Genomic DNA, 22,045 nt, shown 5'->3' with positions numbered 1-22,045 from the left:
TACCCCGGTGGCTGACCATACTTCACCTTTCATCGCACCTGGGGGCTTGCATGACCAACGATCAATCACACCTGCAACGCGCAATCGCCCTGGCCCGCGCCAACGTTGCCCAAGGCGGCCGGCCCTTCGGCGCGGTGCTCACGCGCCACGGTAAGGTGCTGGTAGAAGCCGTGAATGAGATCCACCTGACCCAGGACCCCACCGCCCACGCCGAGCTGCTGGCGATCCGCACCGCCAGCCAGCAACTCGGCGCACGCCTGGACCGCTGCGTGATCTACGCCAGCGGCCAGCCTTGCCCGATGTGCCTGAGCGCCATGTACCTGTGTGGCGTGGAGCGCGTGGTGTTTGCCGCCAGCAACGCCATGGCCGAACCGTTCGGCCTGTCCACTGCGGCGATCAGCCAACAGGTCGGCCTGCCCATTGAGTCGCAGCGCCTGCCCATCCAGCACCTGCCCGACGCCAGCATGACCGCGCTGTATCACCAGTGGAAAACCCTGCATGACCCTGAATAAATCCCTCGCTGGCTGGGGCCTGCTGGTGGTGCTCGGCTTGAACCTGCGCCCCATCCTCAGTTCCATCAGCCCTTTGCTTGGCGAGATTCGCCAGGCCACCGGCCTGAGTTTCCAGAGCAGCGCCTTGCTCACCAGCCTGCCGGTGATATGCATGGGCCTGGTGGCATTGGTGGGCGTGCGCGTGGAAGCCCGCTTGGGCGAACGTCGCGGCATCGCCCTGGGCTTGATGATGATTCTGCTGGCGTGCCTGGCGCGCTGGCTGATGGGCCAGGCGTCGGCGCTGCTGGTCACCGCCTTGCTCGGCGGCGCGGGGGTGGCACTGATCCAGGCGTTGGTGCCGGCGATGATCAAGCGCGAATTCCATCACCGCGTGCCGGTGGCGATGGGCGTGTATTCGGCCTCACTGATGGCCGGCGGTGGGCTGGCGGCGCTGCTCAGCCCGGTGGTCGCCACGCATTTCCAGCAATGGCAGGCAGGCTTGGGGGTGTGGTTATTGCCGGCGCTGGGGGCGTTGCTGTTGTGGGCCTGGTTGCCGCTGGGCGCCGCCAGAAATCTGCAGCAGGCCCCCGCGTTCGAGGGCTTGCGCAACCGTCGCGCCTGGCTGCTGGCGCTGTATTTCGGCCTGGTGAACTGCGGCTACATGAGCATGGTGGCGTGGCTGCCCGCCTACTATCAGCAACTGGGCTGGGGTGTGCTGCCAAGCGGTTCGTTGCTGGCCTTCATGACCATCTTCCAGGTGATCGCCGCACTGCTGATGCCGGTGCTGGCGCAACGCGGCATCGACCGGCGCCCACTGCTGGGCATCAGCCTGCTGGCGCAAACTGTCGGCTACCTCGGCCTGCTGATGGCGCCGCAGCAATTCCCGCATTTGTGGGTGGCGCTGATCGGCTTTGGCCTGGGTGCGTGTTTCGCCCTGAGCCTGCTGCTGACCCTGGACCACCATCGCGACCCTCGCCAAGCCGGGCAACTGGCGGCGTTCGTGCAAGGCGTGGGCTTTTTGATCAATGCGATTTCGCCATGGCTGACCGGTTGGCTGCGCGAACTCACCGGCACGTTTATCAGCGCCTGGGTGGTGTTGACCGTGACGGTGGTGGCGATGCTGCTGGTGACACGGGTGTTCAGCCCGGCCACCTATCGCACCGACCTAGAAGTCGTAGCGCCCAGTCACGCCTAGGGTGCGCGGCGTGCCCAGCAAACCTTCATAGCCGCCGTTACCGCCGGTCCACAGTGTGGTGTAGTAGGTCTTGTCGAAGGCGTTTTTCAGCCACAGCGACACATCCCACTGCCCTTGGTCATAGTTGCCGCGCAGGCCGGTAGATAAGTTGACCACTGCATAGGCCGGGATCTGCCCGTAATCGGAATCTTCCACCGTACCCACCGCTTTGGAGCGGAACGCATAGCTGGCGGTGACGTAGGGTTCGAAGCCGTTGGCCAGGTTCCACTTGTACTCGCCGTTGGCATTGGCGATCCACTTTGACGCACCCACCACCTGATGGCCGCTCAAGTCGCAGGACGCCGGCGCACCCGGGCGCAGGCTGACTTCCGGCGGGCATGGCGCATCCTTGTATGACAGGTAACTCACGTCATTGAACGAGCCGTTGATATTCAGGGTCAGGCCCTTGATCGGCACCAGGGTGCTTTCCACTTCCACGCCCCGCGAGCGTACAGAGCCGGCGTTGGTCAGGTACTGCACGCGGTTGTCCTGATCGTAGGCGTTGGTCTGGTAGCCGTTGACCTGGGTCCAGAACAGGTTGGCATTGAGCTGCAGGCGGCGGTCCCACAAGGTGCTCTTGAAACCCAGCTCGGCATTGTTGGCGCGCTCGGTGCCGATCAGCAGCGAGTCGGCCCCGGCCGTCGGCGCAGATCCCACCGCCAGGTTGACCCCGCCGGACTTCTCGCCGTGGGACAGCGTTGCGTAGCCCAGCAAGCTTTCATTGAAGTGATAACTGAGGTTCAGCAGCCCCGACGGGGTGGTGCTGTACTGAGTCAGGTCGCCGGAGTCATATGCCCCGGTACGCCCACGCCGCGCCGTGGCAGCACCGCCGGTCACGGCGGCGCCGCCCACCGGGGCATTGCGCGTGACCCAGGCGCTTTTTTCCTCATAGGTGCCGCGCAGGCCAGCGGTGAAATCCAGCTGCTCGGTCAGGTGCCAGGTGCCTTGGGCGAACAGCGCAAAACTGTCGGTGCGGATATGCCCGTTGCCGATGCTGCTGACATTGTTCAACGCGCCAGTTGGCGTGCCATTCCAGATGTCGGCCTTGGGCCCGTAATAGGCGAAGGACTTGTTATCCAGGTCGGAACCGAAGTAGTAGGCGCCGAGCACGTAATCAAAGAAGCCCCCCGTAGGCGATGCCAGGCGAAATTCCTGGGACCATTGTTTATCTTCCACCGACACCCCGGCGTTGTACGACGCCGGTACGTTGAGGCCGTCATCATTTCGCGGGGTGAAATTCCACCAACGGTAGGCACTCACCGAGGTCAGGGTGAAGTCACTCGGCAGCGTCCAGTTGGCTTCCAGCGAGGTACCGCCTTGGAACACGGTGACGTGCTGGTCGTTGTCCAGGTTGACCTTGCGATGGGTGCCATCCACCAGGGTCGCCCCCGCCGCGTTGGCGCGCGATTGATACAGGTTGGTGCCGTTGATGGTCGGCCCGGTGCTGTACAGCACGCGGGTGCCGGCGCTCGAGTCCTCTTCGTTGTAGTCACCGATCCAGCGCAGGTTGAACGCCTCGTTGGGCTTGTACAGCAATTGCCCGCGAAAGCCCTGGCGAGAGCCACCGTTCAGGTCATGGCCGTCGTGTTCGTTTTTGATATCGCCGTCGCTGCGCGTGCGATAGGCCGAGAAACGCCCCGCCAGGTCATCGCTGAGTGGGCCTGAAATCGTGCCCTTGGTCTGGAAATAACCGTCCTCGCCCAAGGAAGTTTCAATGCTGCGTTCGGGGGTAAAGCTCGGTGCGCGGGTGCTGATATTGATCACCCCGGCGGTGGTGTTCTTGCCGAACAAGGTGCCCTGGGGGCCGCGCAGGACTTCAAGCTGCTCGATGTCCATCAGGTCGAACACCGCCATGCCCGGGCGTCCGAGGTAGACGTTGTCGATATACAGCCCCACGCTGCCTTCCAGGCCATCGCTGGCCGGGTTGTTGCCCAGGCCGCGGATCGACACGCTGGACTGACGCGCATGCATATAAGCGACGTTGACGCTGGGCACCAGTTGCTGCAAATCCTGGATCCGGTACACCCGCTGGGTCTCCAGCGCCTGGCCGCCGACCACACTCATGGGCGTCGGCACGGCCTGGGCACTTTCGGTGCGCCGCCTGGCGGTCACGGTGACGGTTTCCAACTGGCCACTGGCGCTGTCGCCCTTGCTGGCAGGCGCAGGGGTTTCTGCGGCCTGGGTCGGCGACCAACTGCTGCTACCGGCCACTAACACAGCCAAGGGCAATGACTTGAACAGACTCATAAGCGGCTCCAGAACCCGGAGATATCCATCGGCAGATATTCCTAAAGGTTATTTATTTATGTTTTAACGAACATTTACTGCATAAGAGATAGCCTTTATAAGGAGTCGACCTAATGCATAGCCAATGCATTTCCCGGATATTTTCAATGTGAAAAATGCATATCGATCTGCGCCAGCTTCGCCACTTCATCGCCCTTGCCGAACAACGCAGTTTTGTCGCGGCGGCGGTGGCCGTGAACCTGTCGCAGTCAGCGTTCAGTCGCAGCATCCAGGCCCTGGAACACAGTGCTGGCTGCCAACTGGTGGACCGCGGCCGCAAGGACCTGGCGCCCACCAAGCAAGGCCAGGTATTGCTCGAACATGCGCGGCGGCTGGTCAGCGGCGCCCAGCAACTGGCCAACGAGATCAACCAGTTCAACGGCCTGGAAGCCGGTGAGCTGCGCTTCGGCTGCGGCCCGGCGCCGGCAGGTGGCTTGATCCCCCGCGCCATCGGCAGTTTTATCGGGCGCTACCCCAAGGCCCGCGTACAGTTCCAGGTGGACGACTGGCAAAGCCTGGACAAGCGCCTGCTCGGCGAAGAGTTCGAATTTTTCGTTGCCGACACCCGCCACTTCGAAGCCAACCCCGACTACCACACCCACCGCCTGCGCCCACGCCGCTGGTATTTCTGCTGCCGTGCCGGCCACCCCTTGGCCGGGCGCGACAGCGTGAGCGCCGCCGAGCTGATGAGCTACCCCCTGGCCGTGACCATCCGCCCGCCTAACCTGCGCAAAGTCATCGTCGACCTCAGCGGCCGGCCCGATTACCAACCCAGTGTGGAATGTGAAAACGGCTATAGCCTGATGGGCGTGGTGCTGCGTTCGGACGCCATCGGCATCGTCAGCGCCAATAGTGATGTGCTGCATATGGCACGGGGTGAGCTGGTGTGCCTGAGAATTGAGGGGCTGGATGAAAACCTGGAGGAGCGTTACACCCGCTACGGGATTGTCAGCCGTGCGGGGTATCGGTTGTCGCCGTTGGCGGAGGCGATGATTGAGCAGATCAAGCAGATCGATGAGATGGATGAAGACGTTTGCACACTTGAAAATATTGCTGTCTGAACCGGCGCCTTCGCGGGCAAGCCCCATGCATTCACTGCATGGAACCCAGTCCCCAAATGCACTTGCCAGAGCGCCCCTCGAACGGCGAAAAAACCCACCTGTCCTCCGTTCGGTGAACCTCCATGTCTGAACCAAAACCTGTTTGCAACGTGCTCTACATCATGTGCGACCAACTGCGTCGCGACTATCTGTCGTGCTACGGCCATGCCCATCTGCACACGCCGAATATCGACCGCCTGGCCGCTGCCGGTGTGCGTTTCAGTCGGGCCTATACACAAGGCACCATCTGCGGGCCGTCGCGCATGTCGGCCTATACCGGGCGTTACGTCAGCAGCCATCAGGTGGCGTGGAACGCCGTACCGCTGCCGCTGGAAGAACTGACGATCGGTGATTACCTGCGCCCTCACGGCATCCGCACCGCACTGGTGGGCAAGACCCACGCCACGCCGAACCTGGAGGCGTTGCACCGCCTGCATATAGACCCCGACAGCGCCCAGGCCGAGCCGCTCAATGAGGTGGGCTTTGACGCATATTTGCGCCACGACGGCATCTACCCCGACAGCCCGCTGTTCGACGACAAACGCGAGTCCGCGCCCTACACCCGCTACCTGCGCGAGCAAGGCTACGGTGGTCGCAACCCCTGGCATGAATGGGCCAATGCCGCCCAAGGCGAAGACGGTGAGATCCTCAGCGGCTGGCACATGCGCAACGCAGGCAAACCTGCACGGGTGGCCGAGGAACATTCGGAAACCGTCTACACCACCGACCGCGCCATCGACTTCATCAGCGAACAAGCAGAACAGCCATGGTGCCTGCACCTGTCGTATATCAAGCCGCACTGGCCCTACATCGCGCCGGCGCCGTATCACGCGCTGTACGGTGCCGAGCATATCCAGGCGCCCATTCAACCTGGGCAAACCAGCGATCACCCGGTGTACCAGGCATTCCGTCAACACCAGGAGAGCGTGAATTTCTCCCGCGACGCAGTGCGCCTCACAGTGATTCCCACCTACATGGGCCTGATCAAACAGATCGACGATCAACTCGGGCGGCTGTTTGATTTCATGCAAAGCACTGGCCGCTGGGACGACACACTGATCGTGTTTACCAGCGACCATGGTGACTTCCTCGGCGATCATTACCTCGGTGAAAAAGAGTTTTTGCTGGAGCCCGCCGTGGGCGTGCCATTGATCGTGCGCGACCCGCGAGCCAGTGCCGATATCAGCCGTGGCACCGTGGACGCACGCCTGGTAGAAACCATCGACGCCCTGCCCACTTTCCTCGACGCCCTGGGCCTGCCCGCCGCCGACCATCGCCTCGAAGGCCGCTCGCTGGTTCCACTGCTGCACGGCGAGCAACCCACCTGGCGCCACTACGCCATTGCCGAATACGACTACGCCTTCCAGGCCCCGGCCCGGGAACGCCTGGCGCAGCCCATCGACCGTTGCCGCATGACCATGGTGCGCAGCGAACGCTGGAAATACCTGGCCTATGATGGCTTCCGCCCGCAGTTGTTCGACCTGGAAAATGACCCGCAGGAAGTCCACGACCTGGGCAGCGATCCTGCGTACGCCGAGGTGCGGGAGACTCACTTGGGTTATCTGTTCGAATGGCTGCGTGGGTTGAAGCGGCGTACCACCATCAGCCACACCGAGATTGAAGTGCGTGGGCAATGGTTTCGGTATGGTGAGCCGGAGGTGGAAAAAGTAGTGCAGATCGGGGTCTGGTAGAACGGTACAGGACTAAATGTGGGAGGGGGCTTGCTCCCGATAGCAGTGGGCCAGTCAAAGATGCTTTGACTGACACTCCGCTATCGGGAGCAAGCCCCCTCCCACATTTTGATCTCCAACCGGCTTAGAGACCTTTGGTGGTCTGGCTGCGCTGCCCCTGCACACCCACCGGCACATCACCCTTGAGCGTGACCCGACGCACGATGCGCTCCTGGGTGCCATAGTCGTCCACCGCGTAATGCTGGGTGGCGCGGTTGTCCCAGATCGCCACGTCCCCGGTATTCCAGCGCCAGCGTACGGTGTTTTCCAGGCGGGTGACGTGGCCTTGCAGCAGGTTGAACAGCTGGGTCGACTCCGCCTGGGAATAGCCTTTCAGGCGCTTGACGAAGTGCCCCAGCAGCAAGGTTTTCTCACCGCTGACCGGGTGCACGCGTACCACCGGGTGTTCGGTTTCGTACACTGTCGAAGTGAAGACCTTGCGGTATTCCTCCAGCTTCTCTACCGCTACATCCGGCTTGCGTGCGGCGTAGTCGTACTCGTTGCTGTGCACCGCCCATAGGTGGTCAGCCAACGCACGCAGCTCGACGCTGAGGTCGTTGTAAGCGGCGGCGGTATTGGCCCAGACGGTGTCGCCGCCGGACGCTGGCGCCAGCACCGAACGCAGGATCGAAGCTTTTGGGTAGGCATCGACGAAAGTCACGTCGGTGTGCCAGGAGTTGGCGCGCTGTCCACGGGTGCCATCCAATTCCATCAGAAAGCGCGTGCCGTCGCGCACCGGCACCGTAGGGTGTGCAATCGGCTCACCGAGCAGGTGGGCGAAGGCTTCCTGGCTCTGGTCGTCGAGGTGGGTTTGCTCACGGAAGAAGATCACTTTGTACTGCACCAGTGCCTGCTGGATGGCCTCGACAGTGGCGGCATCCAGGTCACCAGACAGTTTGATGCCACGGATCTCGGCGCCGATACGACCGGCCACCGGGTGGATGTCGAGCGCGTGGGCGATGGGTTGAACTGCTAATGCGGCGTTGCTCATTGTGATGACCCTCATGTGCCTGCTGATGGTAGAGATGCTTTCCAGCAACGCTCTATTCATATGCAATTTAGATCTAGCAAATGAATCAATGCTTCGTTGACGGAATAAGAGCTTGCATTTAAAACCCTCAGCTTGCTCGGTCGCAAATGCCTTCGACCTATTTTTAAAATGCCGGGAAAGCATATGGATCTTCGCCAACTGCGCTACTTCATCGCCCTCAACGAACACCGCAGTTTCGTGCGTGCAGCGGACGCCATGGGCATCACCCAACCGGCGTTCAGCCGCAGCATCCAGGGGCTGGAACAGGAATTCGGCTGCGTGCTGGTAGACCGCGGCCACAAGGACCTGCGCCCTACGCCGGAAGGCCAGGTGGTGTTGCAGCACGCCCTGAGCCTGGTGCACGGCGCGGCGCTGCTGAGCAGTGAAGTGACGCGCATGACCAAGCTCGACGCCGGCGACCTGCGCTTCGGTTGCGGCCCGGCGCCAGCGGTGAAGTTGGTGCCGGATGCGGTGGCGCGATTTATCAACGCCCACCCGAAAATCCGCACGAGTTTCCAGGTGGATAACTGGGAAACCCTCAGCCGCAGCCTGAGCCGTGAAGAGATCGAATTCTTTATCGCCGACATCCGTCAGTTCGAGGCCGACCCGAATTTCCAGACCCGCGCACTGACGCCCAAACGCGGCGTCTTTTTCTGCCGCCCTGGGCACCCGCTGCTGGCCAAGGACAGCCTGTCGACCAACGACATGTTCGACTATCCGCTGGCCTCGCCGTTGATCTCCCAAGGCATTCGCAAACTGCTGGCGAACCTCAGCGGGCGCATGGATTTCTCCCCGAGCATCCAGACCGAACACTTCCCGGCGCTGGTGAAGATCGTGCTGCAGTCCAACGCCATCGGCGTCGGCACCGAGGAAGCCTTTGCCGAGGATGTGGCCAGCGGTTCGCTGGTGCTGCTGCACTGGCGCAACCTGCCGCAGAATATGGAGACCATGAGTGCGCGTTGCGGGATTGTCAGTCGCACTGGGTCGCGGTTGTCGCCGGCGGCGAAGGCGATGATTGAGACGTTGGTGGAGGTGGACAGGCAGGTGGTGAGTGTGGCGGTTTGAAGGGCCCTATCGGGGGCAAGCCCCCTCCCACACTTGGAATGCGTTCCCATGTGGGAGGGGGCTTGCCTCCGATAGCAATCGCCCAGGCACCGATAAGCTCAAAGCCCAGCCGCCGCCAACCCAGGCGCCACCCAATCACTCACCTGAAACGAGCGACGGATCAGCTTCTCCTTCGACGCCAAATCCACCGCATCCTGCAATTTGCCCAGGAACACCGGGTCCAGGGTCGAGGGGAAAATCTCGCTGAGTTTCTGGTCTTTCAAATCATTGGTCAGGATCACCGGCGGGTAACTGGCCAGCCCCGACACCAGCGCGATATAGGCCTGTTTGTTGTTGTCATCGGTCAGCCACTGCACCGCCTGCTGCTGGGCCTTGAGCAACTTGGCCACCGCGTCGGGGTGTTGGTCGACAAATTTGGCGCTGCCCACCAGCACGGCCTGGATACTGCCGGCATCGCCGAGGTCTTTGGTGGTCAGCGGTATTTCCGCCAGGCCTTTGGCTTGCAGCGCGGTCAGGGTGGAGCCTCCCCAGGTGGCGTCAATCTGCTTGGCGGCCAGGGCAGCGCTGGCGGCATTGAAGTCCAGGTTGATGACCTTCAGGTCCTTCTCACTCAAGCCCTGGCTGGCCAACGCACTGTCGAACGACAACTGGCTGGCCGTGCCGCGAAACACCGCCACGCGCTTGCCCTTGAGGTCTTGCAGGGTCTTGATGCCTGAACCCGGCACCACGCCGAGGTAGTGCTTGACCCCACGGGCTGTGGCGCTGAGCAGCCGCGTATCCAGGCCATTGGAACGGCCGATGATTGCCGCCAGGTCGCCCAGATAGGCGAGGTCCACCTGGCCGTTGGCGAAGGCTTCATTGATCACAGGGCCCGCGCCCTTGAAGTAATTCCACTGGATCTTGATGCCCTGGTCGGCAAAGGCTTTTTCAAAGATCTGCTGTTCACGCAACACGTCGGTGATGCCACCGCCGCTGTGCTGGCTGCCAGCGCTGAGGTCGGGCACAGCAATGCGGATTTCCTTGAGGTCAGCGGCCTGCACCAGCCCGGCCAGGGCGGTGCCGGCCAACAGGCTGATCAGATGTTTGAAGGGCAATTTCATAAGCACAGCTCCTGGTGGGCGACGGTCGCCTGGGGAGCAGAAAGTAGGCACAAGCCGTACAAAACTTTAAATACTATAAATTCACAATTTAATAGCTTTTAGGACTATGCAAGCGAATACGCAGGCTCCAAGGCGTTATGCATGAATAGCATCGAAAATATTCTTCGAATGCATTGGATGCCTGGAGGGCTGAGGCTTTAAATGATTTCTCTTATCTCGCAATCATCTTGATTACGCTTTTGTAAGACCGAAATCACATAACGTATTTGGCACCAGCGGAGGTCTTTCATGGCCCGGATTTCACTTTTGAGCCTACCTCTGGCAGCCCCGTCCAAAGGCGCCACGCAGCGTTGGCCGCAACTGAGCGAACACCTGTTGCCCTGGTTGCTGCCGCTCGGGCTGTTTGCCCTGTGGTGGCTGGCCAGCCGCAACCACTGGATGAGCGAGCAGATCCTGCCAACCCCTGCCCTGGTGTGGAGCAGCGCCGTGGAGCTGGCCGGCGGCGAGTTGTGGAGCCATCTGGCAATCAGCTTGCAACGTTTGTTCTGGGGCCTGCTGGCCGGTATCGGCGCCGGTGCGCTATTGGGCGCGAGCCTGGGTTTCAGCGCCCGCGCCGAGCGCCTGGTATTCCCTACGTTCAGCGCGTTGTCGCAAGTGCCGACCCTGGCGTGGATCCCGCTGTTCATGGTGTTTTTCGGCATTGGCGAAACTCTGAAACTGGTGGTGCTGATCAAGGCCATCGTGGTGCCCGTGACCCTGCATACCCTGGTGGGCGTGCGCGACGCCCAGCCCAACCTGCGCGAAGCCGCCCGTGTGCTGCGCTTGCCCACCCACTTGCTGATTCGCCGCCTGATCCTGCCCGCCGCGTTGCCGGCGTTCATGGCCGGGGTGCGCCTGGCCCTGGCGGCGGGCTGGACGTCGCTATTGGCCGTGGAGTTGCTGGCCTCCAGCGAAGGCATCGGCTACCTGATGGTATGGGCACGCCAGTTGTTCATGCTCGATATCGTCTTCGTGTGCATCGTGGTCATCGGCGTGCTGGGCGTGGTGATGGATCGCGGCATCGGCTGGCTGGATCGCAAATGGGTGCACTGGCCCCATCCGGCCACGGCGCAGATCCGGCGCGGGCCGCGCTATGAAGGCTGGCAACGCCTGCAACCCTGGCTGTTGCCGCTGCTGTTGCTGGCGCTGTGGCAGGTGGCGACACAACAGGGCTGGGTCGACCCGAATATTCTGGTCAGCCCCTGGGCGGTGCTGCAAACCACCGTGGCCGGTGTGCTGGATGGCAGCCTGAGCGCGGCTTTAGGCAAAAGCCTCGGCCGGGCCGTGGGCGGCTTGCTGCTCGGCGGTAGCCTGGGCTTTGCCCTGGGCCTGTGGCTGGGGTTGTCGCGGCGCAGTGAGCGACTACTCGGCCCGACGCTGGCTGCGCTGCGCCAGATTGCGATTTTCGCCTGGGTGCCACTGCTCACCGCCTGGTTCGGCCTGGGTGAACTGGCCAAGTGGGTGTTTATCGCCCTCGCCGCGTTCTTCCCGTTGTTTATCGCCACCCAGCGCAGCGTGCTCAACCTGTCGCCGCAACTGCGCGAAGCCGCTCAAGTGCTGCGCCTGAACCTGTGGCAACGCCTGCGTCGCCTGGTACTGCCGGGCGCAGCGGCGGGTATTTTCGCCGGCCTGCGCCTGAGCTTGATCTACGCCTGGATGGGCACCATCGGCGCCGAATATTTCATGCCGTCCAATGGCGGCATCGGCAGCCTGATGATCGGCGCCCAACAACTGCTGCGCATGGACCTGATCATGGGCGGCATGCTTCTGGTCGGCTTCACCGGCGCCCTCCTCAACTTGATCGGCCAACGCATCGAAACCCGCGCCACCCGCTGGAGACACGCATGAACGCACCTATTGTCAGCTTCAACCATGTGGGCAAGAGCTTCGACGTCGACGGCTTCGAACTGGAAGCCATCCGCGAATTCAACCTGGAGATTGCCGAAGGCGAGTTTGTCGCGATTGTCGGCGCCAGCGGTTGCGGCAAGTCCACCCTGCTGCGTTTGCTGGTGGGGCTGGATACGCAGTTTCGCGGCCAGATCCAGGTCGATGGCAAGGCCGTCAGCGGTATCGGCGGCGAACGTGGCATCGTGTTCCAGGAACATCGCCTGTTTCCCTGGCTGACCGTGGCGCAAAACATCGGCCTGGGCCTGGTCAACGAGCCCCTGGACGAGGCCGAGCGTAACCGACGCATCAGCGATTTCATCGAGCTGGTGGGCCTGACTGATTTCACCCGCGCCTACCCCCACCAACTCTCCGGCGGCATGGCCCAACGAGTGGCAATTGCCCGTGGCCTGGTGGCCAGCCCGCGCATCCTGTTGCTGGACGAACCCTTCGGCGCCCTCGACGCACTGACCCGCCAGCAGATGCAGGACGAACTCCTGGCCATTCGCGCCCGCGCCAAGATCACCACGGTGCTGGTCACCCATGACGTGGAAGAAGCGATTTTCCTCGCCGACCGCGTGGTAGTGATGGAGCCCCGGCCCGGGCGTATCAAGCAGGTGGTAGAGATCGCCCTGCCCCATCCGCGCCAGCGCAGCAGTTTCGAATTCCACCAGTTACGCGAAGAACTGCTGCATGAGCTGACCAGCGACGACCACTATCAGCCGCCCGTGCGCGCACAGATCCGCGACCTGCCCCTGGCGTTCATTGCTTGCTGAAAGCGAGTTTGGCGTCCGGCTGTTCCTGGCGCTCAAACCGATTGGCCCGGGCGAAGGTGCCGAAATCATTGAAGCGCACGCCCATCTCAGCCATGACCTTATGCGCCACCCTGGTGGTCATCTGGCGGATGTAAAACGGCTCCTTCACCACAAAGTGATGGATGCCATGGGTGCTGCCGAAGTTGAAGCAGAACGCCTGCAACGGCCACAGCCACCAGGGGTTCAAGACCTGGGTCTGCTGGATCACGTTGCCCGGTTCCACATCGCCGTAGTAGTGCATGTTGGAGCTGACAAAATGCAGGCAGAACGTGCGCAACACATTGGGGCCGATGATAACCACCGCAGCGATGTCGATCACCTGCATCATCTGCAAGGCGCCGGCCGACCACATGATCGGCGCGCCCAACAGATTGGCGATGCCGTTGGCGGCATGAAAGCCCAGAAAGACATACCACGCGCCCCAATGCAGCAGCGCCAGCGGGGCGTACACCAGCACCACGCGCTTGAGGATGCTGAGTTTGTGCGCCCAGGTCTTGGCCCGCAGCATGCGGATCAAGGCCGACATCATGTTGTCGCCCACCATCAGCAAGCGCGCAAATCCCCAGGGCTCGCCATTGGTAATGGCGCGTTCTTCCATATCGGCCTCAGTGCCGGAGACCTTATGGTGGTTGAGGTGCAGATGCCGGCGTATCCACGGGTTGATTGTGCTGGGCCGCGCCAGCCACACCAGGCCCATCATCAGGTTGTGGGGCAGGCGCTGCTTGCGAAAGTACATGCTGTGGATCAGGTCGTGCTCCAACTCGTGGGTCAGTGAAGCGAAGAACGCGTTGAGCAGCAGGCACGCCCACCAGGCCAGGTGACCACTGATATAGAGCGCCGCCGAGCCGAGCATGCCGAGCAAGGCAAACGCCAGGATGCCGGCGCCCAGGGCGTCCTGATGCAGCAGCCAGGGGTGGCGCTGGCGCAATCGGGCGCCCTCGGCCAGCACCACCTCACGGATATGCGCTGAACGTTGTTGTGCGTTCATCTGTTGGGGACTTGCAGAAGTACCGTCCATGCTTCCATCCTCTTGTACATTGATGTGTCCATCCTGCCCTAAGCGATCGGGCAGGACGCTAGCCTCGGACGCCAACCTGTTGACCGCAAGCGCCAATCGCCATGACCGAACCCACTTCCCTCGCCAGTTGGACCCGCGCCCTGCGCAAGCAGCTCGACGCCCTGGGCCTGGACAGCGCCGCGCTGTGCGCCGAGGCCGGCCTCGACCCGCAGCAGATGGACGACCCCAACGCACGTTATCCGTTGTCGGCGACCACGCGCCTGTGGCAACTGGCGGTGCAGGCCAGCGGTGATCCGGCGATTGGCTTGCGGGTGTCGCGCTTTGTCAGCCCCACGACATTTCATGCGCTGGGTTATGCCCTGGTGGCCAGCGGCAGCTTGCGCGAGGTGTTCGAACGTATCGTGCGCTATCACCAAGTGGTCAGTGATGCCCTGAGCCTGGAGCTGAGCCGCCACGGTGACGTCTACCACTTTCGCCTGCTCCAACCCCAAGGCAGCCCCGCGCCGGCGCTGGAGGCCATCGACGCCTTCGCGGCAATCTACGTGCGCACTTGCCGCAACCGCCTGGGGCGTGACTATGCGCCGCTGGCCGTTTATCTACGGCGCCCGCAGCCTGTCGACCCCGAGCCATGGCACAAGGTGTTTCGCTCTCCCGTGTCTTTTGCCGCCGACGAAGATCGCCTGGAGTTCGCCGCCCACGACTTCGACAGTCATCTTGACGATGCCAACCCGGAGTTGGCCGAACACAACGAAACCGTGCTCAAGCGCACCCTCGCCCAACTGCAACCGTTGACTTGGGAGCGCAAGGTGCGCGCCGTCATCGAGGCGCAATTGCCCGATGGCGAGCCGAGTGCCGAACGCGTTGCCCAGGCCTTGCACCTGAGTTTACGCAGCTTGCAGCGGCATCTGGCGGATGAAGGCTGTCGGTTTGATGCGCTGCTCAATGAGTGTCGGGAGAACCTGGCGTTGTTGCACCTGAGGGATCCGCAGTGTTCGTTGGCCGAGATCAGCCATTTGCTGGGGTTTGCCGATACCAGCAGTTTCAACCGGGCGTTCAAGCGCTGGACGGGGGTGACGCCGGGGCAGTTTCGGGATGGGTTGCGGTAGGAAGATTTTCAGTGGCTGGGATGGCCTCATCGGGGGCAAGCCCCCTCCCACACTGAACTATGAGCGCGGTCAAATGTGGGAGGGGGCTTGCTCCCGATAGCGGTCGCTAAGGCAATCAGCGCCCACGATCCCGGCGCAATACTTTCCTCACCCGCGCCACCAACACCTTGGCGTCAAACGGCTTGAGCAGGTAGTCATCCTCATGCAGTTCCAACCCCCGCAACCGGTCTTCAATGCCGCCCGGTGTGGTCAGGTACAGCACCGGCGTGTCGCCCTTTTGCCGAATCGCCTGCTGCAATGTCCAGGCGTTCAAGCCCGGTAGCATCACGTCCAGGATCACCAGGTCGTACTCGGTGCCTTCCACAAACCGCTGCGCCGCCATGCCGTTGGCCGCGACTTCCACTGAGAAGCCGGCCTCGCTCAGGCCCTGGGCCATGCGCTGGGCCAGTTGCGGCTGGTCTTCCACTAACAACACCTGCATGTCTTACCTCTGGGTTTGATTACAAACCTGTCATCCAATTGTGCGGCTTTTGTCCGCGTCCACTGGCTACCGTGATGGCCTGCCTTCTGGAGCTCTTCGCATGTATCGCACCGCTTTGTTCCTCAGCCTTGCCGTAGCCACCGCAGCCCAGGCCACGCCACAACTGCCGCGCCACGCCGAGCTGGATCTGCGCACCGCACGCCAACTGGCCGACGCCAGCCTGGCCCATTGCACGGCTGCTCTGACGGTACTCGATCGCGGCGGCAACCTGCTGCTGGGCCTGCGGGCTGACGGTGTCGGCCCGCACAACAGCCTCGCCAGCCAACGCAAGGCGTACACCGCGCTGTCGACTAAAACCCCGACCCGGCTATTCGCCGAGCGAGCCCGCAACAATCCCGAGGCCGCCAACCTTAACAGCTTGCCCGAGTTGCTGTTGCTCGGCGGCGGCATACCGCTGTTCGCTGACGCCGAACTGGTCGGTGCGCTGGGCATCGCCGGGGCCGGTGGCGCTGCGCAGGACGAAGCCTGTGCCGTCCAGGCTGCCGAGCAACTGGGCTTGAAAATCACCCCCTGACTTGACCTCTATCAAAAGGACTTTCCAATGAAAACCCTCAGCATGACCCTCGCCGCCCTCAGCCTGAGCGGCCTGTGCAACCTGGCCCTGGCCGCCGGCAACCCGCTGAGCGTACACGTGCTCAACCTGGAAAACGGCCTGCCTTCGGCCGGTGTCAGCGTCACCCTGGAACAGCAGGTGGGCGACCACTGGCAGGCGCTGTCCAAAGGCGTCACCAACCAGCAGGGACGCATCGCCGAACTGTTTCCCGCCGACCGCAGCATGACGCCGGGCGAATACCGCGTGGTATTCAAGACGGGTGACTACTACAAGAAGGCCAACCGCGAGACGTTCTTCCCCGAGGTGCCGGTGATTTTCCAAGTCAAGCAGGCCGACCAGCATTACCACATCCCGCTGTTGCTCAGCCCTTACGGTTTCTCCACGTATCGCGGTTCATAGGCCTGCGGCCAGGCGCAGCCGGTTGAGGTCGAGTATCTCGATGGCGCCGTAACTCAAGCCAATGATGCCCTGTTGCTCCAGCGCCTTGAGCAGACTGTTGATGGTCTGGCGCGACAGGCCGAGCATCGCCGCCAGATCTTCCTGGGGCAGCTGCAACACGCGGCGCGGCGGCTCTATTTCACCGTAGCCCTGGGCAATCATCAGCAACCGATGGGCCAGGCGCACCGACGCGGGCATCAGGCTGATTTGTTCGATATTGATCAATGACAAGCGCAGTTTATGGCTCATCAGCAGGGCCATATCGCGCCAGAACATTGGATGCTGTTCGAGAATGTCGAGCATCGCCGCCTGCGGCACCTGCAATAGTGTGCACGCGCCTGTGGCCAGGGCGTCGTGGGTGCGTGGCAGGTTGTCGAACAGGCAGATTTCGCCGAACCAGTGCGGTGTTTCCACCAGGCTCAACACCGCTTCCTTACCCTGGGCACTGACCGCGCTGATACGCACCGCCCCTTCCAGCACCGCATACAGCCCACACGGCGGGTCGCCGCGCTTGAACAGAAACTGCCCCGCCGTCAATGAGCGCACGCGCGCCGCGCCCAGCAGGCTACGCTGCAAGTCTGGCGGCAAGTGTTTGAACCAATGGCCGCGGGCCAAGTGCGCGTGCCATATCCCTGTGTCCATGGGAGCTCCGAAGATTGTCGCCCAGTTGACAGTTAGGCACCGACTGAAAGGGCATGATCAAACATCCTACAGGAGGAACAACAATGAAAAGCCTCGTCGACCACCTCAGTCAATACGCCGCGTACCACCGCGACCCGCGCAATATTGTCAGCCACTTTATCGGTATCCCATTGATCGTGGTTGCCGTGGCCGTGCTGTTGTCACGCCCCGAATGGACGGTGGGTGGCCTGTGGGTCTCGCCAGCGGTGCTCGTGGCGTTGTTCTCGGCGTGGTTCTACCTGCGCCTGGAACTGGCCCTGGGCGTGCTGATGACGGTGCTGATGGGCCTGTCGGTGTGGGCCGGGCATGTATTGGCGGCACAGAGCACGATGGTATGGCTGAGCAGTGGCGCGGGTATGTTTGTGGTGGGCTGGGTGATTCAGTTTGTCGGGCATTACTACGAAGGCAAGAAACCCGCGTTTGTGGACGATGTGTCGGGGCTGATTGTGGGGCCGTTGTTTGTGGTGGCGGAGTTGGCGTTTCTGGTGGGGTTGCGGCAGGACCTGCAAAAGCAGATTGAACAACGTTCAGGCCCGGTGGGACGCCGCGATCTCAAGCCAAGTGGAGTCTAAATGTGGGAGGGGGCTTGCTCCCGATGGCGGTGTGTCAGTCACAAATATTCTGGCTGATCCACTGCTATCGGGAGCAAGTCGAATCGTCGCACCGCCCCTCCCACATTTGGCTTTGCGGTGAGTTTAGGCTTTTTGCCAGACCTTGGGTTTGAAGAACAGGGTCTCGCCACGGGTTAAACCTGTGAGGCTGTCATGGTCTTTGACCACTTCGGCCTCGATCAGCTCGCTTTGGCCTTCGACCTTGAGCGTCACCCGCGTCGTGGCGCCCAACGGCCGAATATCCCGCACTTGCGCCGCATGGTGATCCTCCAGCTCATGCCGCGACAGCGACACCTCATGGGGGCGGAACAGCAGGTGCTTATCCTCGCCCAGGTGCAGGCGGTTCGAATCACCCAGGAAGTGATAAACGAAATCGCTGGCCGGGTTTTCGTAGACATCCCCCGGCGAGCCGATCTGCTCGATCACGCCCTTGTTCATCACCACGATGCGGTCGGCGACTTCCATGGCCTCTTCCTGGTCGTGGGTCACAAACACCGAGGTTAGGTTGATGTCTTCGTGCAGCCGCGCCAGCCAGCGGCGTAGCTCTTTACGCACCTTGGCGTCGAGGGCGCCGAAGGGTTCGTCCAGCAGCAGCACTTTGGGCTCCACCGCCAGGGCGCGGGCCAGGGCGATACGTTGGCGCTGGCCACCGGAGAGTTGTTCCGGGTAGCGGTCAGACAACCAATCGAGCTGCACCATGTTCAGCAATTCGTGAACCTTGACCGCGATCTGGCTTTCGCTGGGGCGCTGGTTTTTCGGTTTCATACGCAGGCCGAAGGCGACGTTGTCGAACACGGTCATATGGCGGAACAAGGCGTAGTGCTGGAACACAAAGCCGACGTTGCGATCACGCACATCGTGGCCGGAGACGTCTTCGCCGTGAAACACGATGCTGCCGGCATCCGGGGTTTCCAGGCCGGCGATGATGCGCAGCAAGGTGGTCTTGCCGCAGCCGGACGGGCCCAGCAACGCCACCAGCTCGCCACTCTGGATATCCAGGTTGATGCTGTCCAGGGCCTTGAAGGCGTTGAAGTTCTTGCTGACATTACGGACTTCGATCGACATGACTTATTCCTCACCGGCGCTGTTGCGCAGGCGGTTGATTCGGTTCTCGCTCCACTGCTTGAGCAGCAGGATGAAGAGCGCCAGGATCAGCAACAGGCTGGCCACCGCAAACGCGGCAACGTGGTTGTATTCGTTGTAGAGAATCTCGACATGCAGCGGCAGGGTATTGGTCACCCCACGAATGTGGCCGGACACCACCGACACCGCGCCGAACTCGCCCATGGCCCGCGCGGTACACAACACCACGCCGTAGATCAGGCCCCATTTGATGTTCGGCACGGTGACATGCCAGAACATCTGCCAGCCATTGGCACCGAGCAGACGCGCCGCCTCCTCCTCCTGGGTGCCCTGCTCCTGCATCAGCGGGATCAACTCACGGGCCACGAACGGCACGGTGACGAAGATGGTCGCCAGCACGATGCCGGGCAAGGCGAACACGATCTGGATGTCATGGTCCTGCAACCATGGGCCGAAGAAGCCCTGGGCGCCGAACATCAGCACGTAGACCAGACCCGCGATCACCGGCGAGACCGAGAACGGCAGGTCGATCAGCGTCACCAAGATGCTCTTGCCACGGAACGAGTACTTGCTCACACACCAGGCGGCGCTTACACCAAACACCAGGTTGAGCGGCACCGAAATCGCCACGGCAATCACCGTGAGCTTCAACGCCGACAGCGCGTCGGGCTCGAGGATCGCAGTGAAGAATGCACCCAGGCCATTCTTCAAGCCCTGGGTTACCACGATCAGCAACGGCAGCAGCAGAAACAGTACGAACACCAGCCAGCCAAGGCCGATCAGGATGCGTCGCGACACCGCACTGCCACGCCGGGCGGCATTGGCCGAGGACGCGGCGGAAATAGACGATTGGGACATGTTCCGCGCCTCCTTATGGACGTTCGATGCGCCGCTGCAACAAGTTGATCAGCAGCAGCAGAATGAAGGAAACCACCAGCATCAGCACACCAATGGAGGTGGCGCCGCGGTAGTCGTACTGGTCAAGCTTGACCATGATCAGCAACGGCAGGATCTCGGTCTTCATCGGCATGTTGCCGGCGATGAAGATCACCGAACCGTACTCACCCACCCCCCGGGCAAACGCCAGGGCGAAGCCGGTCAGCCACGCAGGCAACAACGCAGGCACAAGGATGTAGCGGAACACTTGCAGCGGCTTGGCGCCGAGGCAGGCCGCGGCCTCTTCGATCTCCCGGGGGATATCGGCCAGCACCGGCTGCACCGTGCGCACCACGAAGGGCAAGGTGACGAAGGTCAGGGCCAGGGTGATACCCAGGGGGGTGTAGGCGATCTTGAAACCCAGGTCGGCGGCAAACTGGCCGACCAAACCGTTAGGCGTGTACAGCGCGGTCAGCGCGATACCAGCCACAGCCGTGGGCAGGGCGAACGGCAGGTCGATCATCGCATCGATGACCTTGCGACCGGGGAAGGTGTAACGCACCAGCACCCAGGCCAGCAGCGTACCGATCACGCCGTTGATCAGCGCGGCGTACAGCGCGGTGCTGAAGCTCAGCTTCAACGCCGCCAGCACGCGCGGTGCGGAAATGATGTTCCAGAACTGATCCCAGGTGAGTTGAGCGGCGTGTACAAACATCGCCGCCAGGGGGATGAGTACGATCAGGCTGAGGTACACGACGGTGTAGCCCAGCGTCAGCCCGAAGCCGGGTATGACGGGGGAAATGCGACGCGACATAAGAGTCCTTGGTTAAAGGGTAAACACTACTGTAGGAGCGAGCTTGCTCGCGAAGAACTCAAAGGCACCGCGCTCATTCAGCCTGTACGCGTTATCGTTGAAGATCTTCGCGAGCAAGCTCGCTCCTACAGGTAATTTGGCTTACTGCGCCGTGTAGATCTGGTCGAACACGCCACCATCATTGAAGAATTTCGGTTGGGCCGTTTTCCAGCCGCCGAAGTCCTTGTCGATCGTCACAAGGTCCAGTTTCGGGAACTGCTGGGCATACTTGGCGGCGACTTTCTCATCCCGTGGTCGGTAGAAGTTCTTCGCCGCAATCTCCTGGCCAGCCGGGCTGTACAGGTGATTAAGGTACGCGGTGGCGATCTCGGTGTTGCCCTTTTTCTCGGCGTTCTTGTCGACTACGGCCACGGGTGGCTCCGCGAGGATCGACAGGGACGGCACGACAATGTCGAACTTGTCGGCGCCGCCGTCTTCTTTCAACGCCAGGAACGCCTCGTTTTCCCAGGCCAGCAATACGTCGCCCTGACCGTTGTTGACGAAGGTAATGGTAGATCCGCGCGCGCCGGTGTCCAGTACCGGGACGTGCTTGAACAGCTCTTTCACGTATTCCTGAGCCTTGGCTTCGCTGCCACCAGTCTTGAGGCCGTAGGCCCAGGCGGCAAGGAAGTTCCAGCGTGCACCGCCGGAGGTTTTCGGGTTTGGCGTGATCACCGATACGTCTTTCTTGATCAGGTCGCCCCAGTCCTTGATGCCCTTGGGGTTGCCCTTGCGCACCAGGAACACGATGGTCGAGGTGTACGGGGTGCTGGCGTCCGGCAGGCGGGTCTGCCAGTTTTCCGGCAGGGTCTTGCCCAGCTTGGCGATTTCGTCGATGTCGCCGGCCAGGGCCAGGGTCACCACGTCGGCACGCAGGCCGTCGATCACCGCCCGACCTTGCTTGCCGGAACCGCCGTGGGATTGCTGGATCTTGACGTTGTCGCCGGGGTGGGACTGCTTCCAGAAGCTGGTGAACTCGGTGTTGTAGTCCTGGTACAGCTCACGGGTCGGATCGTACGAGACGTTGAGCAACTCGTAGTCCTTGGCAACGGCGGAACCGGCAAACACGGCACTGGCCAACGCGGCCAGGGCGTAACGGCGAATCGACGACATAGAAGCTCCTGAAAATTCTTGAGTGTTGGCTTTTCTTATAGTTGCGGGTCTATCGCCGTTCTTGCTCAGCTCGGTTTGTTACCCGGGTTCTGCAGGCGGAATTTTTCCTTGCGTTCGATCTGTACCACTTGAGCGTTGTGCACGGTGATTTCCACTGCGCCAAACCGCAGATCGCGCAGGGCGCTCTGGATCTCACGCAAAATGGTTGCTTCGTCCTGGCCGTCGACGCTACGTAGAGATGCGCTCATGATCTCGCTCCTGAAATGAATAGTGCCTGGCAGTGGCGGCACTGCTTGCGGCGTGAGGGCGATAGTAGATAAGCGCGGATATTCTTAAAAATACTATTTAAGAATGTTTATATAACCAGAAAGAATTTTCTGACAGGACGTGGGGTTGCG

22 protein-coding genes are annotated in these 22,045 nt (G+C 61.9%); 11 read left to right on the top strand and 11 right to left on the bottom strand.

Going from position 1 to position 22,045, the window contains the following annotated elements:
* Nucleotides 1-50: 50 nt before the first annotated feature.
* Together QZR30_RS10095 and QZR30_RS10090 are read left to right on the top strand one after the other, a co-directional pair.
* Nucleotides 51-512 carry a nucleoside deaminase gene (locus QZR30_RS10095; protein WP_046070386.1) on the top strand — a complete coding sequence of 154 codons (462 nt, stop codon included), beginning with the start codon at nucleotides 51-53 and terminating at the stop codon, nucleotides 510-512.
* A complete protein-coding gene (locus tag QZR30_RS10090; protein ID WP_057024795.1) occupies nucleotides 499-1,686 on the top strand; it encodes a CynX/NimT family MFS transporter in 1,188 nt (395 codons plus the stop codon). Before QZR30_RS10095 ends, QZR30_RS10090 begins: the two co-directional genes overlap by 14 nt.
* On the opposite strand, the gene QZR30_RS10085 is transcribed toward QZR30_RS10090, so the two are convergent.
* A complete protein-coding gene (locus QZR30_RS10085; RefSeq protein ID WP_068965948.1) occupies nucleotides 1,657-3,972 on the bottom strand; it encodes a TonB-dependent receptor in 2,316 nt (771 codons plus the stop codon). The genes QZR30_RS10090 and QZR30_RS10085 overlap by 30 nt on opposite strands.
* Nucleotides 3,973-4,127: 155 nt before the next feature.
* Here QZR30_RS10085 and QZR30_RS10080 point away from each other — a divergent pair, with 155 nt between their 5' ends.
* Both QZR30_RS10080 and QZR30_RS10075 read left to right on the top strand, forming a co-directional pair.
* A complete protein-coding gene (locus QZR30_RS10080) occupies nucleotides 4,128-5,072 on the top strand; it encodes a LysR family transcriptional regulator (protein WP_046070383.1) in 945 nt (314 codons plus the stop codon).
* Nucleotides 5,073-5,194: 122 nt separating this feature from the next.
* Nucleotides 5,195-6,802, top strand: coding sequence for an alkaline phosphatase family protein (locus QZR30_RS10075; protein WP_311903265.1), 1,608 nt, complete (start codon nucleotides 5,195-5,197; stop codon nucleotides 6,800-6,802).
* Nucleotides 6,803-6,926: 124 nt separating this feature from the next.
* Here the strand turns inward: QZR30_RS10075 and QZR30_RS10070 are convergent, their stop codons facing one another.
* Nucleotides 6,927-7,832, bottom strand: coding sequence for a TauD/TfdA dioxygenase family protein (locus QZR30_RS10070; protein WP_032878449.1), 906 nt, complete (start codon nucleotides 7,830-7,832; stop codon nucleotides 6,927-6,929).
* 183 nt (nucleotides 7,833-8,015) lie between these two features.
* On the opposite strand from QZR30_RS10070, the gene QZR30_RS10065 reads away from it, so the two are divergent.
* The gene (locus tag QZR30_RS10065) at nucleotides 8,016-8,936 is read left to right on the top strand and encodes a LysR family transcriptional regulator (protein WP_046070381.1); all 921 of its coding nucleotides are present in this window, start codon (nucleotides 8,016-8,018) and stop codon (nucleotides 8,934-8,936) included.
* A 98-nt stretch (nucleotides 8,937-9,034) separates the two neighbouring features.
* Here the strand turns inward: QZR30_RS10065 and QZR30_RS10060 are convergent, their stop codons facing one another.
* Entirely contained in the window at nucleotides 9,035-10,036 is a 1,002-nt protein-coding gene (locus QZR30_RS10060; protein WP_046070380.1) for an ABC transporter substrate-binding protein, read from the bottom strand.
* Between the two features lie 288 nt (nucleotides 10,037-10,324).
* Between QZR30_RS10060 and QZR30_RS10055 the strand changes: the two genes are divergently transcribed.
* Nucleotides 10,325-11,923: an ABC transporter permease gene (locus QZR30_RS10055; RefSeq protein ID WP_046070379.1), complete on the top strand. Its 1,599-nt coding sequence runs from the start codon at nucleotides 10,325-10,327 to the stop codon at nucleotides 11,921-11,923.
* Nucleotides 11,920-12,735, top strand: a complete 816-nt coding sequence (locus QZR30_RS10050) for an ABC transporter ATP-binding protein (RefSeq protein WP_046070378.1) — start codon at nucleotides 11,920-11,922, stop codon at nucleotides 12,733-12,735. Before QZR30_RS10055 ends, QZR30_RS10050 begins: the two co-directional genes overlap by 4 nt.
* Here the strand turns inward: QZR30_RS10050 and QZR30_RS10045 are convergent.
* Complete coding sequence (locus QZR30_RS10045; RefSeq protein ID WP_046070377.1) at nucleotides 12,722-13,792, bottom strand: fatty acid desaturase; 1,071 nt, start codon at nucleotides 13,790-13,792, stop codon at nucleotides 12,722-12,724. The genes QZR30_RS10050 and QZR30_RS10045 overlap by 14 nt on opposite strands.
* Nucleotides 13,793-13,893: 101 nt before the next feature.
* Between QZR30_RS10045 and QZR30_RS10040 the strand changes: the two genes are divergently transcribed.
* A complete protein-coding gene (locus tag QZR30_RS10040) occupies nucleotides 13,894-14,898 on the top strand; it encodes an AraC family transcriptional regulator (protein WP_046070376.1) in 1,005 nt (334 codons plus the stop codon).
* Between the two features lie 115 nt (nucleotides 14,899-15,013).
* On the opposite strand, the gene QZR30_RS10035 is transcribed toward QZR30_RS10040, so the two are convergent.
* Complete coding sequence (locus QZR30_RS10035; protein ID WP_043050828.1) at nucleotides 15,014-15,379, bottom strand: response regulator transcription factor; 366 nt, start codon at nucleotides 15,377-15,379, stop codon at nucleotides 15,014-15,016.
* A 100-nt stretch (nucleotides 15,380-15,479) separates the two neighbouring features.
* On the opposite strand from QZR30_RS10035, the gene QZR30_RS10030 reads away from it, so the two are divergent.
* Together QZR30_RS10030 and uraH are read left to right on the top strand one after the other, a co-directional pair.
* A complete protein-coding gene (locus QZR30_RS10030) occupies nucleotides 15,480-15,953 on the top strand; it encodes a GlcG/HbpS family heme-binding protein (protein ID WP_046070375.1) in 474 nt (157 codons plus the stop codon).
* 27 nt (nucleotides 15,954-15,980) lie between these two features.
* Entirely contained in the window at nucleotides 15,981-16,391 is a 411-nt protein-coding gene (uraH, locus tag QZR30_RS10025; protein ID WP_056847242.1) for a hydroxyisourate hydrolase, read from the top strand.
* On the opposite strand, the gene QZR30_RS10020 is transcribed toward uraH, so the two are convergent.
* Nucleotides 16,386-17,072 (bottom strand): Crp/Fnr family transcriptional regulator, encoded by a 687-nt coding sequence (locus tag QZR30_RS10020; RefSeq protein ID WP_046070374.1) that lies wholly within the window; start codon nucleotides 17,070-17,072, stop codon nucleotides 16,386-16,388. The genes uraH and QZR30_RS10020 overlap by 6 nt on opposite strands.
* An 83-nt stretch (nucleotides 17,073-17,155) precedes the next feature.
* Between QZR30_RS10020 and QZR30_RS10015 the strand changes: the two genes are divergently transcribed.
* Nucleotides 17,156-17,683: an Mpo1 family 2-hydroxy fatty acid dioxygenase gene (locus QZR30_RS10015; RefSeq protein WP_311903264.1), complete on the top strand. Its 528-nt coding sequence runs from the start codon at nucleotides 17,156-17,158 to the stop codon at nucleotides 17,681-17,683.
* A gap of 123 nt (nucleotides 17,684-17,806) precedes the next feature.
* Here the strand turns inward: QZR30_RS10015 and QZR30_RS10010 are convergent, their stop codons facing one another.
* From QZR30_RS10010 to oscA, 5 genes are all read right to left on the bottom strand, one after another.
* Complete coding sequence (locus QZR30_RS10010) at nucleotides 17,807-18,787, bottom strand: sulfate/molybdate ABC transporter ATP-binding protein (RefSeq protein WP_046070372.1); 981 nt, start codon at nucleotides 18,785-18,787, stop codon at nucleotides 17,807-17,809.
* A 3-nt stretch (nucleotides 18,788-18,790) separates the two neighbouring features.
* Nucleotides 18,791-19,663 carry a sulfate ABC transporter permease subunit CysW gene (gene cysW / locus QZR30_RS10005; protein WP_043050822.1) on the bottom strand — a complete coding sequence of 291 codons (873 nt, stop codon included), beginning with the start codon at nucleotides 19,661-19,663 and terminating at the stop codon, nucleotides 18,791-18,793.
* A gap of 13 nt (nucleotides 19,664-19,676) precedes the next feature.
* The gene (gene cysT / locus QZR30_RS10000; protein ID WP_046070371.1) at nucleotides 19,677-20,495 is read right to left on the bottom strand and encodes a sulfate ABC transporter permease subunit CysT; all 819 of its coding nucleotides are present in this window, start codon (nucleotides 20,493-20,495) and stop codon (nucleotides 19,677-19,679) included.
* 141 nt (nucleotides 20,496-20,636) lie between these two features.
* Complete coding sequence (locus QZR30_RS09995) at nucleotides 20,637-21,647, bottom strand: sulfate ABC transporter substrate-binding protein (RefSeq protein ID WP_311903263.1); 1,011 nt, start codon at nucleotides 21,645-21,647, stop codon at nucleotides 20,637-20,639.
* Between the two features lie 65 nt (nucleotides 21,648-21,712).
* Nucleotides 21,713-21,895, bottom strand: coding sequence for a sulfur starvation response protein OscA (gene oscA, locus QZR30_RS09990; RefSeq protein WP_007941032.1), 183 nt, complete (start codon nucleotides 21,893-21,895; stop codon nucleotides 21,713-21,715).
* Nucleotides 21,896-22,045: the final 150 nt, after the last annotated feature.

Source organism: Pseudomonas sp. rhizo25 (genome assembly GCF_031931935.1).
GTDB lineage: Bacteria > Pseudomonadota > Gammaproteobacteria > Pseudomonadales > Pseudomonadaceae > Aquipseudomonas > Aquipseudomonas synxantha.
This window is presented reverse-complemented; position numbering and strand designations above follow the sequence as displayed.

What these genes read in the sequence shown, in the direction of transcription:
- QZR30_RS10095 (WP_046070386.1), top strand. Translation starts at nt 51, where the DNA reads ATGACCAACGATCAATCACACCTGCAACGCGCAATCGCCCTGGCCCGC.
- QZR30_RS10090 (WP_057024795.1), top strand. Translation starts at nt 499, where the DNA reads ATGACCCTGAATAAATCCCTCGCTGGCTGGGGCCTGCTGGTGGTGCTC.
- QZR30_RS10085 (WP_068965948.1), bottom strand. Translation starts at nt 3,972, where the DNA reads ATGAGTCTGTTCAAGTCATTGCCCTTGGCTGTGTTAGTGGCCGGTAGC.
- QZR30_RS10080 (WP_046070383.1), top strand. Translation starts at nt 4,128, where the DNA reads ATGCATATCGATCTGCGCCAGCTTCGCCACTTCATCGCCCTTGCCGAA.
- QZR30_RS10075 (WP_311903265.1), top strand. Translation starts at nt 5,195, where the DNA reads ATGTCTGAACCAAAACCTGTTTGCAACGTGCTCTACATCATGTGCGAC.
- QZR30_RS10070 (WP_032878449.1), bottom strand. Translation starts at nt 7,832, where the DNA reads ATGAGCAACGCCGCATTAGCAGTTCAACCCATCGCCCACGCGCTCGAC.
- QZR30_RS10065 (WP_046070381.1), top strand. Translation starts at nt 8,016, where the DNA reads ATGGATCTTCGCCAACTGCGCTACTTCATCGCCCTCAACGAACACCGC.
- QZR30_RS10060 (WP_046070380.1), bottom strand. Translation starts at nt 10,036, where the DNA reads ATGAAATTGCCCTTCAAACATCTGATCAGCCTGTTGGCCGGCACCGCC.
- QZR30_RS10055 (WP_046070379.1), top strand. Translation starts at nt 10,325, where the DNA reads ATGGCCCGGATTTCACTTTTGAGCCTACCTCTGGCAGCCCCGTCCAAA.
- QZR30_RS10050 (WP_046070378.1), top strand. Translation starts at nt 11,920, where the DNA reads ATGAACGCACCTATTGTCAGCTTCAACCATGTGGGCAAGAGCTTCGAC.
- QZR30_RS10045 (WP_046070377.1), bottom strand. Translation starts at nt 13,792, where the DNA reads ATGGACGGTACTTCTGCAAGTCCCCAACAGATGAACGCACAACAACGT.
- QZR30_RS10040 (WP_046070376.1), top strand. Translation starts at nt 13,894, where the DNA reads ATGACCGAACCCACTTCCCTCGCCAGTTGGACCCGCGCCCTGCGCAAG.
- QZR30_RS10035 (WP_043050828.1), bottom strand. Translation starts at nt 15,379, where the DNA reads ATGCAGGTGTTGTTAGTGGAAGACCAGCCGCAACTGGCCCAGCGCATG.
- QZR30_RS10030 (WP_046070375.1), top strand. Translation starts at nt 15,480, where the DNA reads ATGTATCGCACCGCTTTGTTCCTCAGCCTTGCCGTAGCCACCGCAGCC.
- uraH (WP_056847242.1), top strand. Translation starts at nt 15,981, where the DNA reads ATGAAAACCCTCAGCATGACCCTCGCCGCCCTCAGCCTGAGCGGCCTG.
- QZR30_RS10020 (WP_046070374.1), bottom strand. Translation starts at nt 17,072, where the DNA reads ATGGACACAGGGATATGGCACGCGCACTTGGCCCGCGGCCATTGGTTC.
- QZR30_RS10015 (WP_311903264.1), top strand. Translation starts at nt 17,156, where the DNA reads ATGAAAAGCCTCGTCGACCACCTCAGTCAATACGCCGCGTACCACCGC.
- QZR30_RS10010 (WP_046070372.1), bottom strand. Translation starts at nt 18,787, where the DNA reads ATGTCGATCGAAGTCCGTAATGTCAGCAAGAACTTCAACGCCTTCAAG.
- cysW (WP_043050822.1), bottom strand. Translation starts at nt 19,663, where the DNA reads ATGTCCCAATCGTCTATTTCCGCCGCGTCCTCGGCCAATGCCGCCCGG.
- cysT (WP_046070371.1), bottom strand. Translation starts at nt 20,495, where the DNA reads ATGTCGCGTCGCATTTCCCCCGTCATACCCGGCTTCGGGCTGACGCTG.
- QZR30_RS09995 (WP_311903263.1), bottom strand. Translation starts at nt 21,647, where the DNA reads ATGTCGTCGATTCGCCGTTACGCCCTGGCCGCGTTGGCCAGTGCCGTG.
- oscA (WP_007941032.1), bottom strand. Translation starts at nt 21,895, where the DNA reads ATGAGCGCATCTCTACGTAGCGTCGACGGCCAGGACGAAGCAACCATT.